At 70.2% G+C, this 14,416-nt stretch carries 15 protein-coding genes; 6 read left to right on the top strand and 9 right to left on the bottom strand.

Annotation, left to right across the window (positions count from 1 at the left end; translation table 11 throughout):
* Positions 1-100: 100 nt before the first annotated feature.
* A complete protein-coding gene (locus E1286_RS39885; protein ID WP_132621332.1) occupies positions 101-553 on the bottom strand; it encodes an Lrp/AsnC family transcriptional regulator in 453 nt (150 codons plus the stop codon).
* Between the two features lie 126 nt (positions 554-679).
* On the opposite strand from E1286_RS39885, the gene E1286_RS39880 reads away from it, so the two are divergent.
* Positions 680-1,567, top strand: coding sequence for a phenylalanine 4-monooxygenase (locus E1286_RS39880; protein WP_132621330.1), 888 nt, complete (start codon positions 680-682; stop codon positions 1,565-1,567).
* A 33-nt stretch (positions 1,568-1,600) separates the two neighbouring features.
* The gene (locus E1286_RS39875; protein WP_246075565.1) at positions 1,601-2,545 is read left to right on the top strand and encodes a serine hydrolase; all 945 of its coding nucleotides are present in this window, start codon (positions 1,601-1,603) and stop codon (positions 2,543-2,545) included.
* Here the strand turns inward: E1286_RS39875 and E1286_RS39870 are convergent.
* From E1286_RS39870 to pstS, 5 genes are read right to left on the bottom strand one after another with little or no spacing between them, the layout of a single operon-like run.
* On the bottom strand, positions 2,514-3,212 hold the full coding sequence (locus E1286_RS39870) for a winged helix-turn-helix transcriptional regulator (RefSeq protein ID WP_235854867.1): 699 nt from the start codon (positions 3,210-3,212) through the stop codon (positions 2,514-2,516). The two genes, E1286_RS39875 and E1286_RS39870, sit on opposite strands and share 32 nt — an antisense overlap.
* A 26-nt stretch (positions 3,213-3,238) precedes the next feature.
* Entirely contained in the window at positions 3,239-4,015 is a 777-nt protein-coding gene (pstB, locus tag E1286_RS39865) for a phosphate ABC transporter ATP-binding protein PstB (protein WP_132621328.1), read from the bottom strand.
* 15 nt (positions 4,016-4,030) lie between these two features.
* Positions 4,031-4,906: a phosphate ABC transporter permease PstA gene (gene pstA, locus E1286_RS39860; RefSeq protein WP_132621326.1), complete on the bottom strand. Its 876-nt coding sequence runs from the start codon at positions 4,904-4,906 to the stop codon at positions 4,031-4,033.
* Positions 4,903-5,883, bottom strand: coding sequence for a phosphate ABC transporter permease subunit PstC (pstC, locus tag E1286_RS39855; protein WP_132621324.1), 981 nt, complete (start codon positions 5,881-5,883; stop codon positions 4,903-4,905). The genes pstA and pstC overlap by 4 nt, the downstream gene beginning before the upstream one ends.
* Positions 5,884-5,889: 6 nt before the next feature.
* Positions 5,890-6,996, bottom strand: a complete 1,107-nt coding sequence (gene pstS / locus E1286_RS39850; protein WP_132621322.1) for a phosphate ABC transporter substrate-binding protein PstS — start codon at positions 6,994-6,996, stop codon at positions 5,890-5,892.
* A 121-nt stretch (positions 6,997-7,117) separates the two neighbouring features.
* On the opposite strand from pstS, the gene E1286_RS39845 reads away from it, so the two are divergent.
* Positions 7,118-7,591, top strand: a complete 474-nt coding sequence (locus E1286_RS39845) for a low molecular weight protein-tyrosine-phosphatase (RefSeq protein ID WP_132621320.1) — start codon at positions 7,118-7,120, stop codon at positions 7,589-7,591.
* Positions 7,578-8,363: a fructosamine kinase family protein gene (locus E1286_RS39840; RefSeq protein WP_132621318.1), complete on the top strand. Its 786-nt coding sequence runs from the start codon at positions 7,578-7,580 to the stop codon at positions 8,361-8,363. The genes E1286_RS39845 and E1286_RS39840 overlap by 14 nt, the downstream gene beginning before the upstream one ends.
* Here E1286_RS39840 and E1286_RS39835 read toward each other — a convergent pair.
* Positions 8,360-9,190, bottom strand: a complete 831-nt coding sequence (locus E1286_RS39835; RefSeq protein ID WP_132621316.1) for a TetR/AcrR family transcriptional regulator — start codon at positions 9,188-9,190, stop codon at positions 8,360-8,362. The genes E1286_RS39840 and E1286_RS39835 overlap by 4 nt on opposite strands.
* 63 nt (positions 9,191-9,253) lie before the next feature.
* Here E1286_RS39835 and E1286_RS39830 point away from each other — a divergent pair, with 63 nt between their 5' ends.
* Positions 9,254-10,930: a right-handed parallel beta-helix repeat-containing protein gene (locus E1286_RS39830; RefSeq protein ID WP_132621314.1), complete on the top strand. Its 1,677-nt coding sequence runs from the start codon at positions 9,254-9,256 to the stop codon at positions 10,928-10,930.
* Here E1286_RS39830 and hisN read toward each other — a convergent pair.
* Entirely contained in the window at positions 10,927-11,724 is a 798-nt protein-coding gene (gene hisN / locus E1286_RS39825) for a histidinol-phosphatase (RefSeq protein WP_132621312.1), read from the bottom strand. The genes E1286_RS39830 and hisN overlap by 4 nt on opposite strands.
* Positions 11,725-11,822: 98 nt before the next feature.
* Between hisN and E1286_RS39820 the strand changes: the two genes are divergently transcribed.
* Positions 11,823-12,269 carry a DUF4442 domain-containing protein gene (locus tag E1286_RS39820; protein WP_425464792.1) on the top strand — a complete coding sequence of 149 codons (447 nt, stop codon included), beginning with the start codon at positions 11,823-11,825 and terminating at the stop codon, positions 12,267-12,269.
* 139 nt (positions 12,270-12,408) lie between these two features.
* On the opposite strand, the gene rsgA is transcribed toward E1286_RS39820, so the two are convergent.
* On the bottom strand, positions 12,409-13,473 hold the full coding sequence (gene rsgA, locus E1286_RS39815) for a ribosome small subunit-dependent GTPase A (protein WP_132621308.1): 1,065 nt from the start codon (positions 13,471-13,473) through the stop codon (positions 12,409-12,411).
* Between the last annotated feature and the right edge of the window lie 943 nt (positions 13,474-14,416).

The raw sequence follows: 14,416 nt of genomic DNA, 5'->3' as shown, positions 1-14,416 counted from the left end.
GGGGTGGGGGGTAGGCAGCCTGAGGAGGGTTGTGCGACTGGTTGTCGAACGTCACTCTTGCCCCGAATGTCCATCTACTAATCAATGGTGACGAATCGTATCAGTGGGGGAGGAGGAGCGGCTCGATTCGGTACGGGATCTGCGTCGACAGTGCGATCGTGGTGTCGGTGCGCTGCACCGCCGGCGACGTCAGGACGTCGGCGATGATGTCCTGCAGGTGATCAGTGCTTTTCGCGACCACGCGGCAGAGCAGGTCGTGCTGACCGCTCGTACCGTGTGCCTCCAGGATCTCGGGCACGCTGCGCAGCCGCTCCACCGCCTCCGCCAGCCGGCCCTGGGCGATCTGCAGCTGGACGAACGCCAGGATGGGATATCCCGTCCGCGCAGGATCGACGGTCGGCCCGAAGTCCTTGATCACGCCGGCCGCCATCAGCTTGTCCATCCGGGTCTGCACCGTGCCGCGCGCCACGCCCAGCTGCCGGGCCAGCTCGGTCAGGCCGATGCGCGGGTGCGCCCGCATGGTCACGAGCAGGCGGGCGTCAAGATCGTCCACGGGGGCTCCTTGGGGACTGTGCGATTCGACCAGTGATCATGTCGTATGAAGGGAGGAATTGAGCGTATCGTGCAGCAGAATTGAGCGCTATTGCCACCTTTGCGGCGAGTTGCTGTCATGTGAGGCATGTTTGAGGAAGCGCAGTACTTCGCGCCGGTCGCGGCCCAGGAGGATGGGTCCGTGGTGGTCGAGCTGGCCTCGTCCCATCCGGGGTTCGCGGATCCGGTGTATCGGGCGCGGCGCAACGCGATCGCCGCGCTGGCCCTGAACTACCGGCCGGGGACGCCGATCCCCGAGGCCGAGTACACCGAGCAGGAGCACGAGGTGTGGGCGGCGGTCACCCGGGAGCTGGCGGTCAAGCACGCCAAATACGCCACCGCCGAGTACCTCGCGGGAGCCGAGCGGCTGGGGCTGCCGCGCGAGCGGATCCCGCAGCTCGAAGAGGTGTCGCGGCTGCTGGAGCCGCTGACCGGGTTCCGGTACCTGCCGGCGGCGGGGCTCGTGCCGCTGCGGGACTTCTACGGGGTGCTGGCGGACGGGTTCTTCCACTCGACGCAGTACATCCGGCACCACTCCGTGCCGTTCTACACGCCGGAGCCGGACGTCGTGCACGAGGTCATCGGGCACGCCAACGCGCTGGCAAGCGACCGGTACGCGGCCCTCTACCGGCTGGCGGGGCAGGCCGCGCGGCGGGTGGAGAGCGAGCAGGCGCTGGAGTTTGTCTCCAAGGTGTTCTGGTTCACGCTGGAGTTCGGGGTGATGCGGGAGGCCGGGGAGCTGCGGGCGTACGGGGCCGGGATCCTGTCGTCGTACGGGGAGGTCGAGGAGTTCCGGGGGATGGACATCCGGTCGCTCGATCTGGCCGCCATGGGGACAACGGAGTACGACATCACGAAATATCAGGACGTGCTGTTCTGCGCGGAGTCGCTGGAGCATCTGGAGGACATCGTGGGCGGTTTCTGGGCCACCTGCGACGACGACGCGATCGCGAAACTGGCCGCCGCCCGCGTCTAGCCCCATGTCCCGAAATTTCGGGATAATCGGCGGGTGGTCGCCGCCGGGATCAAGGCGATACCGCGACTGGTCATCGTGCTGGCCCTGATCCTGCCGCTGGTATCGGTGAAGAGGCACGTACCTGCCGGAGCCATGGCGGCCGTGCCTCCGGCCGCCGTGCCCGTGCGGGTCGTACGCGTGGTCCCCCAGGCGCGGCAGCCGGCGGTGGAGCAGGTCGCGAGGCGGGAGGCCGTGCCGCGGGTGCCCGCGGCGCGGATCTCCGGGCGGCTCGACCGCTATCTGGCGGGGCGGCCCGGCCAGGTCACGGCCATGGTCAAGGATCTGGCGACCGGACGGGTCTACCGCTATCACGGAGGCGAGCGGCTGATCACCGCCAGTACGGCGAAGGCGCAGATCCTCATGGCGCTGCTGCTGCGTACACGCTGGAAGAAGCTGCCCGAGTCCGTGCGGCGGGATGCGGAGCTGATGATCCGCCACAGCGACAACCACGCGGCGGACCGGCTGTGGCTGCGGATCGGCGGCCCGGCCGGGTTCAACGAGGCGGGCAGGAAGCTCGGGCTGAAGCACACCAGGGGTGTGCCGGGCACCTGCGTGGACCTGTACTGCTGGGGGATCACCCCGACGTCCGTGGACGACCAGGTGCGGCTCATGACGGCGCTGGTGTCGGAGAAGAGCCCGCTCCGGGCCGGCGACCGCGCGCAGGTACGCAGGCTCATGGGCGCGGTCGTGGACGGCCAGGACTGGGGCGTCAGCGCCGCCGCGTGCCCGGGCGAGCGCGTGGCGCTGAAGAACGGCTGGCTCAGGCGCGTGTCGAACAAGCGCTGGGCCGTGATCAGCGTGGGACTGATCAGCGGTGACGGCCGCGACTACGCCGTCGCGGTCCTCACCGAGGGGAGCCCCGAAGTGGGGTACGGGATCGCGACGGTCGAAGGCGTGGCGGAACGGATCATGCGGGAGTTTCGGAGATGCTCGGCGTGACCAGCCGGTAGCCCACCCCGCGTACGGTCTGGATGAGCTGGTCGTCCTCGTCGCCCAGCCGGGCCCGCAGCCGCTTGACGTGCACCGCGATGGTGTTGGTCGAGGTGTTGGCGGCGGCGTGCCAGACATGGCGCATGATCTGCTCGCGCGTGACGGTGCGGTCGGCGTTGCGCATCAGATACTGCAGGAGCTCGAACTCCCGCAGCGGCAGGTGCACGGCGCGGCCGCCGACGCGTACCTGGTAGGCCTGGACGTCGAGCTCGACGCCGCCGACGGCCAGGACCTTGCGCGACTCCGGTGAGGCCGCCTGGATGAAGGGCAGCAACTCGGGCACGCGGTAGGGCCTGGCCACACAGGCGGCCGCGCCCGCCGCGAGAGCGCGTACCGCCTGCTCGGCGTGCCCCTCGTCAATGCCGAGCAGCACCGGTACGGCGCGCGCCACCCGGACGGCGCGGACGAACTCCACCGCGTCGATGACCGGCAGCGTGGCCGAGACCAGCACGACGTCAGGCTGCAGCGCGCCGGCCTGCAGCAGGCCCTGAGCGCCGTCGGAGGCGCCTGAGACGGCCACGCCCTCCTGTTCGAGGGCCGCGGCCAGCTCCTCCACGACGGCGCTGTCGGGGTCGGCGATGAGCAGTATGGGCTTCGTCCTCGTGTCCCCGTTCATCGTGGATGCCCCCTGCAGGTGGGTCATCAGCCGAAGCGCCCCGTGATGTAGTCCTCGGTGGCCTTCTGGGATGGATTGGTGAACATGCGGGACGTCTCGTCCATCTCGACCACCTTGCCGGGCTTGCCCTGCTCAGACAGGTTGAAGAACGCCGTCCTGTCGCTGACCCGGGCGGCCTGCTGCATGTTGTGGGTGACGATGACGATGGTGTACTGGTCCTTCAGCTTGGCCATGAGGTCTTCGATGGCCAGCGTGGAGATCGGGTCGAGGGCCGAGCAGGGCTCGTCCATCAACAGCACCTGCGGCCTGACCGCGATGGCCCGGGCGATGCAGAGCCGCTGCTGCTGACCGCCGGACAGGCCCGCGCCGGGCTTGTTGAGGCGGTCTTTGACCTCGTTCCAGAGGTTGGCGCCCTTCAGCGACTCCTCGACGATGCCGTCCATCTCCGACTTGCCGACGCGGCCGTTGAGGCGCAGGCCCGCGGCGACGTTCTCGTAGATCGACATCGTGGGGAACGGGTTCGGGCGCTGGAAGACCATGCCGATCATCCGGCGGACCGAGACGGGCTCGACGGTGGGGGCGTACAGGTCCTCGCCGTCGAGCAGCACCTTGCCCTCCACGCGCGCGCCGGGGATCACCTCGTGCATGCGGTTGAGCGTGCGCAGGAAGGTCGACTTGCCGCATCCGGACGGGCCGATGAACGCGGTGATCGAGCGGGGCTCGATGGTCATCGACACGTCCTCGATCGCCTTGTGCGAGCCGTAGTACGCGTCGAGACCCGAGACCTGAATCTGCTTGGACATTGCGGTGGTTACCCCCTATCGGGCCCTGGCAGGCGAGCGCCACCACGCGATCAGGCGCGCCACCAGGTTGAGCAGCATGACGATCAGGATGAGCGTGAGGGCTCCGGTCCAGGCCCGGTCGACGGCGGTGTCGTTGGGACGCGCCGCCTGGTCGAAGACGAAGAGCGGAAGGCCCATCTGCGGCCCGCTGAACGGGTCGTGGTTGATGGAGTTGGTGAAGAACACCGTCATCAGCAGAGGCGCGGTCTCGCCGGCGACGCGGGCCACGGCCAGCATGACGCCGGTGACGATGCCGGTGAACGCCGTCGGCAGCACGACCTTGACGATCGTGCGCCACTTGGCCACGCCCAGCGCGTACGAGGCCTCCCGCAGGTCGTTGGGAACCAGCCGGAGCATCTCCTCCGCGGACCGGACGACCGTCGGCATCATGAGGATCGACAGCGCGAGCGCGCCCGCCCAGCCGGAGTACTCGAAGCCGAGGAAGAGGATCCAGAACGCGAAGACGAACAGGCCGGCGACGACCGAGGGGATGCCGGTCATGACGTCGACGAAGAAGCTGATGGCGCGGCTCAGGCGGCCGTTGTTGCCGTACTCGACCAGGTAGATCGCGGTGAACAGGCCGATCGGCACCGAGATGACGCCGGCCAGCAGCACCTGCGTCAGCGTGCCGATGATCGCGTGGTAGGCGCCGCCGTGGGCGTCCCTGGCGCCGATGCCGTTCATGGAGTGAGTGAGGAACTCAAGGTCGAAACGGGCCAGGCCGTTGGAGATGACGAGCCAGAGCACCGACACGAGCGGTACGACGGCCGCCGCGAACGCAAGATAGACCAGGCCCTGGACGACCCGGTCCTTGATTCTGCGGCTGGTGGAGATGTGCTGGATGGTGGTCATGCGCCGGCCCTCGCGTACTCCTTACGGCGGTTGATGATCATCCGTGCGGCCATGTTGACCAGCAGCGTGATGACGAACAGCACCAGACCCGAGGCGATCAGCGCGCCCCGGCCGATGTTGTTGGCCTCACCGAAACCGTTGGCGATGTTCGCGGCGATGCTGTTGGCGTGCGGCGTCAGGATCTCGAAGGTGATGTCGAAGGTCGCCGGGAAGATCAGCGCGACGGCGATGGTCTCGCCCATGGCGCGGCCGAGGCCGAGCATGGCGGCGCTGATGACGCCCGGGCGGCCGAACGGCAGCACGGCCATCTTGATCATTTCCCAGCGGGTGGCGCCGAGCGCGAGCGCCGCCTCCTCGTTCATCTTCGGGGCCTGGAGGAAGACCTCACGGGAGATGGCCGCGATGATCGGCAGGATCATGATGGCCAGCACGATGGCGCCGGCCAGCATGGTCTTGCCGCCGACGATGCCTTCTCCGGCGAACAGCGGGAACCAGCCGAGGTTCTCGTTCAGCCACTGCGACGGGGTGCGCAGCAGGGGCACGAGGAAGGCCACGCCCCACAGGCCGTAGACCACGCTGGGCACGGCGGCGAGCAGGTCGATGAGGTAGCCGAGCGGGGCGGCGAGCCGGCGGGGCGCGTAGTGCGAGATGAACAGCGCCACGCCGACGGCGATCGGAGTGGCGATGACCAGCGCGAGCGCGGAGCTGAAGACCGTGCCGAAAGCGAGCGCGGCGATGCCGAAGACCTGCTGGCTGTTCGGGTCCCAGGTCCGCTCAGTGAAGAAGTTGGCCTCGTTCGCCCGCAGGGCCGGGATCGCCTCGCTGATGAGGAACACGGCGATGGCCGCCATGATCGCCAGGAGGATGATGCCCGCCGCGGTGGACACGATGCGGAAGGGTGCTTCACCATGGCTGCGCCGCGAGGCGGACCGGTGCTTGACCGGCCCGCCTTCACGGGTACGAACGTTGGTTGTCATGGATTCTTAGGAAATCGCCTCGACAGCGGTGCGGACCTTGGTGAGCAGCTCGCCCGACAGCGGGGCGTAACCCAGCTCGGTCAGTGCCGCCTGGCCCTCGTCGCTGGACGTGTACTGGAGGAAGCCCTTGACGACCTTCGCCTCCTCGGCCGGCAGGCCCTTCTCGCAGGTGATCTCGTACGTCACCAGCACGATCGGGTACGCGCCCGGGGTCTTCGTGGCGTAGTCGATCGACAGGGCAAGGTCGTTGCCGGTGCCGGTGATCTCGGCGGTCTCGACCGTCTTGGCCGCGCTCTCCGCGGTGAGCTCGACGAACTCGCCCGCGCCGTTGGCGACCTTGGCCGTCTGGAGCGCGGAGTTCTCGGCGTAGGAGAGCTCGACGTAGCTGATGGCGCCCTCGGTGCCCTTCACCGAGGAGGCGATGCCGTCGGAGCCCTTGGAGCCCTGGCCCTTGGCCTCGGCAGGCCACGCCTTGCCCGGCTCGTGCGGCCAGTCGGTCTCGGCCGTGGCCTTGAGGAACTTGGTGAAGTTGTCGCTGGTGCCCGACTCGTCGGAGCGGTGGAACGCCTGGATCGGCGTGGACGGCAGCTGCGCGTCAGGGTTTTCGGCCTTGATGGCCGCGTCGTCCCACTTGGTGATCTTGCTGTTGAAGATGCCGGCCAGCGTCTTGGGGGACAGCTGGATGCCGTCGACGCCGGGCAGGTTGTAGACGACCGCGACCGGGCCGGTCACCATCGGGATGTTGATGGCCTTGCCGGTCTTGCAGCGGGCGTCGGCCTGCGGGGCCTCGTCCTCCTTCAGCGCCGAGTCGGAGCCGGCGAAGGCGACCGTGCCCTGGATGAACGACTGCACACCCGCGCCGGAGCCGCTGGGCTGGTAGTTGAGGGTGACACCGGGGTTCGTGGCCGTGAAGTTCTTCGTCCACTCGGTGATCGCGTTGGCCTGGGCCGAGGAGCCCGCGGCGTTGATCGTACCGCTCAGACCTGCGTCGTTCCCCGCGGCGGCGGCCGATGAGGTGGCACCGGCCTGGGGGTTGTTGTTGTCTGTGCCGCACGCAGCGAGCGAGAGCGCGCCGGCGAGGGCGACGGCGGCGAGCCGGCCTGCATACTTCACGGTTTGGGTCCTCCCACTTGGTCCTTAGTCGCCATGAAAGCTATGCGGCCAAGGTGACTCACACCCCCTGACAAGGGTGAACGTTCGGTGAACGCGCCAGGTCACCCTCATGATGGGTGGTATGACTTATCGCGTTTGCGTGGTGTGCATGGGGAACATCTGCCGCTCGCCGATGGCCGAGGTCGTCCTCAGGAAAACCCTCGAAGACCGCGGGCTCGGCGACCGCGTCACCGTCGAGAGCGCCGGGACCGGCGGCTGGCATGTGGGCGGCCCCATGGATGAACGAGCGCTGGAGATCCTCACCTGGAACGGCTACGACGGCAGCGCCCACCGGGCCCGGCAGTTCACCCGCGACTGGTTCGACCGCTACGACCTCGTGCTGGCCATGGACCGGGACAACGTGGCCACCCTCAGCCGGATCGCGCCCCCGGACGTGGAGGTCCGGCTGTTCCGCTCGTTCGATCCGTCAGCGCCGGAGGGCGCCGAGGTGCCGGACCCCTACTACGGCGGCCGGGAGGGGTTCGAGGAAGTGCTCGCGCTGGTCGAGGCGGCCTCTGAGGGCGTCGCCAAGCACATCGCCGATGAGATCGACTGAGGACCTGGGCGCCTCCCACGGCTGGCGGCTGCAGCGGGGGGTGCTGGACGACGGGCGCGAGGTCTTCGTGAAGACCGGTACGGCGTCGGACGTCTTCGCCTCCGAGGCGGCCGGGCTGCGGTGGCTGGGCGAGGTCATCGACGTTCCCGAGGTCGTCGAGGTGGGGCCGGACCGGCTGGTGTTGTCCTGGGTGCACGCCGAGTCGCCGAGTCCCGCGGCGGCCGAGCGGTTCGGGCGGTCGCTGGCCCGGCTGCACCGGGCGGGCGCGCCGGGTTTCGGGGCGCCGTGGCCGGGGTTCATCGCCACACTGCCGATGGACAACGCGCCCGCCGATGACTGGCCGGAGTTCTACGCCGCGCGGCGGGTGCTGCCGTTCCTGCGGATGGCGCGGCTGCCGGCGTCCGACGTCACGCTGGTGGAGCGGGCGGTGGAGCGGTTCTCCGAGGTGGCCGGGCCGGCCGAGCCGCCCGCGCGGATCCACGGGGATCTGTGGAGCGGGAACGTGTTGTGGTCGGGCGGGTCGGGGGTGCTGATCGACCCGGCGGCGCACGGCGGGCATCGGGAGACCGACCTGGCGATGCTGGAGCTGTTCGGGCTGCCGTACCTGGACCGGGTGCTGGGGGCATACCAGGAGGAGTGGTCGCTCGCGGCGGGATGGCGGGAGCGGGTACCGCTGCACCGGCTCCATCCGCTGCTCGTGCACGTGGTGCTGTTCGGGGGCGCGTACCGGGACGGCCTCATGAACGCCGTGCGGCGGGTGCTGGCGCTCTAACCGGTCTGGCGCCTGCGGTATGCCCGTTGCCGGCAGGCCCGCGAGCAGTAGACGCGGGGGCGGCCCGAGTCGGCGGGCTCCAGCGGTGTGCCGCATTCCCCGCAGGTTCCGTCACGGATTTCGTCACGCCGTCGGATGAGAGCCTCGATGCCGTCGAGAAGCCGGGCCAGGCCGAACTCGAAGGAGTCCTCCGGGTGGTCCCAGCCGCCCGCCTCCCACAGGTGGGAGAGCGCGGGGTAGCGGTCGAGGCGGTCGTACAGGGAGTCGCGGGCGCCCCACCACTCCTGCTCGGACACGCCGCTGCGGCGCTCCTCGCGCTGGGTCTCCACCAGGAGCAGGGCCTCGGCGTCGATGAAGCGGGCGACCACGCCCGCGGCCGCGATCACCTCGGACGGGCGCAGCGCGGTGCCGGTCAGCGCGCCGAGCATCTCGTCGTAGCGGGCGACCGCGTGGGGCCCGGGGACGTGGCGGGTGCCGCGGATCTCGGCCAGCCACGGGTGCCGCCGGCGCAGCCGCCACGCCTGGCGGGCGACCGCCTCCAGGCGGGTACGCCAGTCGCTCCCGGCGCCCGCCTCCGGATGCTCGGCCAGGACCGCGTCGCGCATGAGATCGACGAGGTGGTCGCGGCCGGGCACGTGCCGGTAGAGCGACATCGTGGTGAAGCCGAGCCGGTCGGCCACCTTGCGCATGGACAACCCCGCGAGCCCCTCGGCGTCGGCCAGCTCGATGGCCGCGCGCACGATGCGGTCGAGGCTCAGGCCCTGCCGCGGCTCACGTTCCCGCTCCCGCCACAACAGCTCGACCGCGTGGTCGGGGTCTTGCGTCATTGGCGCCTCCCTCGTTTATGGTGTACTACTACGTGTACGGCATAAACAGCAAAGGCGGTTCGCATGTTCCAGCTCCATGTCGCGCCCTCCGGCGACGACTCCTGGCCAGGCACGATCGAGCGTCCGCTGGCGACGCTGGAACGCGCCCGGGAGGCGGCCCGTGAGGTCTCCGGCGGCGCGGTCGTCAACCTCAGGGGCGGCCTCCACGTCCTCGACCGCCCCTTCGAGCTCACCGAGGCCGACTCAGGCACGGTCTACCAGGCGTACGGCGGCGAGGAGGCCGTGATCAGCGGCGGCCGGCGGATCACCGGGTGGCGGGAGCGCGACGGCGTCTGGCTCGCCGAGGTCGGCGATCTGGAGACCCGTCAGCTCACCGTGGACGGCCGCCGGGCGTCCCGCGCCGCTCGCGACGGCCTGCCCGGCACGGCCGTCCAGACCGAGACCGGATACGTCACCGACGCCCCGCTCGGCTGGCGCAGCCCGGGCGACGTCGAGTTCGTCTACCGAGGTGTCTACCCGTGGACGGAGGCCCGCCTGCCGGTGGCCTCGGTCTCGGACGAGGGCGGCTCGATCACCATGGCGCAGCCGGGCTTCGGGCTGGCCATGAATCTGTACGACTACAGCTGGCAGGGCATGCCGGCGCGCGGCCCCGGCCTGCCGACCCGGATCGAGAACGACGCGAGCTTCCTCACCGAGCCGGGCACCTTCGTGCTCGACCGTTCCCGGCCGGGCGACCACGTGCTGCTGTACCTGCCGCGGCCGGGGGAGGACCCGGCGCGCACGCACGTGGTGGCGCCGGTGCTGGAGACGCTGGTCAGGGTGACGGGGGCGCGGGACGTGGCGTTCAGGCAGCTCGTGTTCGCCGACGCCACCTGGCTGCGGCCCGGGCGACCGGCTGGCTTCCCGCACTACCACGGCAACGGCTTCTACGAGGGCGGCGACGTCGAGAAGGCGATGCTGGACGACGGATTCGTGACGTATCCCGCGAGTTCCGTCACGATTCCGGCCTGCGTGACGTTCGAGGACACGACCGGCGCGGTGGTCGAGGGCTGCCGGTTCACCCGGCTCGGCGCCTCGGGGCTCGGCATCACGGGCGGAGAGGGCCTCACCGTACGCGGCTGCGGCTTCGACACGCTGTCCGCCGGAGCGATCGTGGTGTCGGGCAGCCGGGAGACCACGGTCGAGGATAACCGGATCCGCGAGGTGGGGCTGGAGTTCAGCGGCTCGCCGGGCATCTCCGTGACCGGTACGCACGGCTGCGTCATCGCCCGCAACGAGGTCGCCGACGTGCCGCACTGCGGCATCGTCGCCGGGCCGGGCCGGGGCACCCGCATCCTGCGCAACCTCACCTCCAACACCATGAAGGCACTGGCCGACGGGGGCGGCGTCTACCTGTCGGGGCCGCAGGGCGACTCGGCCGCGGACGGCGCGGTGGTACGGGGCAACGTCATCAGGGACACCCTCACGCCGTACAACTTCGGGCTCTACACCGACTACGGCGCCAGCTGGGTGACCCTCGAGGAGAACGTCGTCCTGCGGGCCGACAACACCGCCGTGCTGCACGTCGCGCCGCCTTTGGAGAACGTCGTCTACCGGCGCAACTTCTGGGACGCCGACCCGCTGGGGCACGACGACCCGCCCGCCGGGGTGACCTACGAGGGGAATGTGACCATCAAAGATGAACGCGAGCTGAACGCCACCACCGCCCACCTCCAGTCACAGGCCGGTCCGCGCGCCTAGCCCAGGATGGTGGTGCCGTTGAGGCGGTTGATCACCTCGTCGTGCAGGACGCCGTTCGTGCAGACCAGGCTGCCGCCCTCCAGGCCCCGCACGCCGGCGACGTCGGTCCAGACGCCGCCGGCCTCCTCGACGATCACGGTGAGCGCCGCCATGTCCCACGGCGACAGCTCTGGCTCGGCCGACAGGTCCACCGAACCCTCGGCGACCATCATGTGCGACCAGAAGTCGCCGTACGCGCGGGTCCGCCAGCAGGAGCGGCCCAGGTCGAGGAAGTTCTCCAGCCGGCCCGTCTTCTCCCAGCCACCGAAGCTGCTGTACGAGAACGAGGCGTCCTCCAGGGACGACACCGACGACACCTGCATGCGGGTGGCCTTCGTCAGGCTCTTTCCGGTCCACGCCCCGCCCTCGGAGGCCGCCCACCAGCGCTTGCCGAGCGCGGGGGCCGAGACCAGGCCGACGACGACCCGTCCGTACTCCATGAGGGCGATCAGCGTGGCCCAGACGGGGACGCCGCGGACGTAGTTCTTGGTGCCGTCGATGGGATCGATGATCCACGAACGGGCGCCCCAGCCGGTCTTGCCGAACTCCTCGCCCACGACCGCGTCCCGCGGCCTGGCCCGGCGCAGCGTTCCCCTGATGGTCTCCTCCACCGCGCGGTCGGCGTCGCTGACCGGCGTGAGATCGGGCTTGGTCTCGACCTTGAGGTCGACCGCCTTGAACCGCCGCATGGTCAGGTCATCGGCGGCATCCGCCATGACATGCGCGAGACGAAGATCATCGTTATAACCCTGCACGGTCGCCCACGCTACCGTGTCGCTTATCCAGACATCAGTGGCCAACGCCCCTTTTCTGGTAACACCTATTCCAGTTACCCACCAGTAGCATGTCCACCATGTCGACAGATATCGGTGGTCTGCTGCTGGAGAGCGTCCCGTTCGCCCGGACTCTGGGGGTGGTTTTCGACGCCGTGTCGGAGGGGCGGGCGGTGTGCCACGTGCCCGACCGCGACGACCTGCGCAACCACGTGGGCGGGCCGCACGCCGGGGTGCTGTTCACGCTCGCGGAGACGGCGTCGGGGGCGGCCGTGCTGTCGGTCTTCGGCGATCAGCTGGGGCGTGCCGTACCGCTGCCGACGACGGCCACCATCGACTTCCGCAAGGTGGCGATGGGGGAGATCCGCGCGGAGGCGCGGCTGCTCGCGGAGCGCGAGGAGGTGCTGCGGCGGCTGGAGGCGGGGGAACGGCCGGTGTTCGACGTCGCCGTGGACCTCACGAACGCCGACGGCACCCTCGTCTCCGCCCTCACGGTCACCTGGACCCTCCGCCCCAACCGCCCCTGACGCGCACTCGTTGCCCGAGCCCGTCCGGTGAGCGCATGAGCGCTTCCCGGCCAGGGTCGGCAGATCGCGTTCAGGAGCCGAGGGTCAGTCGGTCGTCGGGTCAAGCGCCGGCGGGAAACGCTCCTTCACGTCAGCACTGTCAGTCGTTGGCGGGATCGTCGCGGTGGGGGGATTCCTCTGGGGTTCCCTCGCGGCTGGACAGCAGGCGGCGGAGGGATTCCAGGCGGTGGTGGTCGGCGTTGCCGGCCGCTACCCAGGCGTCGAGGGCACAGCCCTCGCCCAGGTGTGTGCAGCCCTTCGGGCACTCGACCGTGCCCTCCACCAGGTCGGGGAACGCCGCCAGCACCGTCTCCACCGACACGTGGGCCAGCCCGAAGCTGCGTACGCCCGGGGTGTCGATGATCCAGCCGCCCTCGGGGAGCTCCAGGGCGACGGCCGAGGTGGACGTGTGGCGGCCCCGGCCGGTGACCGCGTTGACGTGGGAGACGGCTCGGTTGGCGTCCGGGACGAGCGCGTTGACCAGCGTGGACTTGCCGACCCCCGAATGCCCGACCATGACGCTGATGCGGCCCGTCAGGTGGTCGCACAGCTCGTCGAGCGGCCCGCCCTTGTGGACCACGACGTGCGGGACGCCGAGCGGCTCGTAGAGGGACAGCAGCTCGCCCGGCGGCGCGAGGTCGGACTTGGTGAGGCAGAGCAGCACGTCGATCTCGGCGTCGAACGCGGCCACCAGGATGCGGTCGATCATGCGGGGCCGCGGCGGCGGGTCGGCCAGCGCGGTGACGATGACGAGCTGGTCGGCGTTGGCCACGATCGGGCGTTCGATGCCGTCGGTGTCCTCGGTGTCGTCGGCCGAACGGCGCAGCATCGACGTGCGGGGCTCCACGCGTACGACACGGGCCAGCGTGTCGGGGCGGCCTGACACGTCACCGACCAGGGCCACCCTGTCGCCTACGACGACGCCCTTGCGTCCCAGCTCGCGGGCCTTCATGGCGACGACCAGCCTGGGCTGTGGCGGCTTGCGCTTCTGGGCCGAGCCCTTCGGCCGCTCCGGCTCGACCAGCGTGGTGTAGCGGCCCCGGTCGACCGCCACCACGAATCCCTCGACGGCATCCTCGTGCGCAGGACGAATGCGAGTCCTCGGCCGCGAACCCTTGCCCGGCCTGACCCGTACGTCGTCCTCGTCGTATTCCCGCTTTCTCAGCGGTCCGCTCCCATACGCTCGCTTCCCCTCTGTCTCTGTCTTTCGGCCTGTGGTGTCACGGCCTCTGAGCTCTCGCCCGCCGGCTTCTCGGCCCGGGGCGAGTGTGCCCTGTGCTGTCCGTCTCCGGCCTGTCCGTCTCCGGCCTGTCCGGTTCCGTCAGGCCCGGTTCCCGACGTCGTGGGTATCCCTGACGCTCCGGCCCCGGCGTGCCGGACGCGCCGGCCTCTGGAGCCACGGACGTCCTGAGGCGCGCGCCCGTACCGGACGTCGTGAGCCGTCCTCGATGTTCGAGGCCCCGCCGTTCCGGTGCTCGGCGTCGGGGGTGTCCCCGAGGTGCCGGTGCCCGGCGTCCCGGCTCTCTCGGTGTCGAACGTCGTGAACGTCCCGGTCGTTCCGGGTGCGGGGCTCCGAGGCGTCACTCTTCGCGAAGGCCGGGCCTGCGGAAGGGGAGCCGCCGGAGGGTTTCCCGCTGTGAGGGCGCCGGGCACGGCCGTAGCCCGTCGGGCGCCGGTGTGCGCGGCTGTTGGCGTGGCACGTGCCACCCGGGATGAACGGGCGGCGGCGTGCCGGTAGATGTCTGCGTGGTCCTGCGGACAGCGCGTCATCACGTGCTGCCCTTTTCCCGGGGTGCCCGGTGCGCCGATCGCGAAACCAGGCTCCACGGACACTCGGCTGTCACGGCTGCTCATGGGCATGCGGACGCCCCACCCGAGTCGGCAAGGGCCGCGATCGGGCCGGCAGCGTCAGCTACCAGCCTCCCGCCATCGCCTGCCATAGGAGTGAGAGCGGTGTTCGGAGCGGCACTTGCCAAGGGGACAACGGCACCGGTCGCCGGGTGCACGGCGCCGTCGTTCATCCGGGTAAGGGGGTCGGCCTCCCCGGTGGCGTCCCTTGCGGCTGGGTGAGCCAGGGCTGAGTGGGCCAGGGCCGGGTGAGTCAGGGT

It is taken from the genome of Nonomuraea terrae (assembly GCF_004348995.1).
Lineage (GTDB): Bacteria > Actinomycetota > Actinomycetes > Streptosporangiales > Streptosporangiaceae > Nonomuraea > Nonomuraea terrae.
The sequence above is the reverse complement of the archived record's forward strand: the minus strand, read 5'-3'. Positions and strand labels throughout refer to the sequence as shown.

What these genes read in the sequence shown, in the direction of transcription:
- E1286_RS39880 (WP_132621330.1), top strand. Translation starts at nt 680, where the DNA reads ATGTTTGAGGAAGCGCAGTACTTCGCGCCGGTCGCGGCCCAGGAGGAT.
- E1286_RS39870 (WP_235854867.1), bottom strand. Translation starts at nt 3,212, where the DNA reads ATGAACGGGGACACGAGGACGAAGCCCATACTGCTCATCGCCGACCCC.
- pstB (WP_132621328.1), bottom strand. Translation starts at nt 4,015, where the DNA reads ATGTCCAAGCAGATTCAGGTCTCGGGTCTCGACGCGTACTACGGCTCG.
- pstA (WP_132621326.1), bottom strand. Translation starts at nt 4,906, where the DNA reads ATGACCACCATCCAGCACATCTCCACCAGCCGCAGAATCAAGGACCGG.
- pstC (WP_132621324.1), bottom strand. Translation starts at nt 5,883, where the DNA reads ATGACAACCAACGTTCGTACCCGTGAAGGCGGGCCGGTCAAGCACCGG.
- E1286_RS39845 (WP_132621320.1), top strand. Translation starts at nt 7,118, where the DNA reads ATGACTTATCGCGTTTGCGTGGTGTGCATGGGGAACATCTGCCGCTCG.
- E1286_RS39840 (WP_132621318.1), top strand. Translation starts at nt 7,578, where the DNA reads ATGAGATCGACTGAGGACCTGGGCGCCTCCCACGGCTGGCGGCTGCAG.
- E1286_RS39835 (WP_132621316.1), bottom strand. Translation starts at nt 9,190, where the DNA reads ATGACGCAAGACCCCGACCACGCGGTCGAGCTGTTGTGGCGGGAGCGG.
- E1286_RS39830 (WP_132621314.1), top strand. Translation starts at nt 9,254, where the DNA reads ATGTTCCAGCTCCATGTCGCGCCCTCCGGCGACGACTCCTGGCCAGGC.
- E1286_RS39820 (WP_425464792.1), top strand. Translation starts at nt 11,823, where the DNA reads ATGTCGACAGATATCGGTGGTCTGCTGCTGGAGAGCGTCCCGTTCGCC.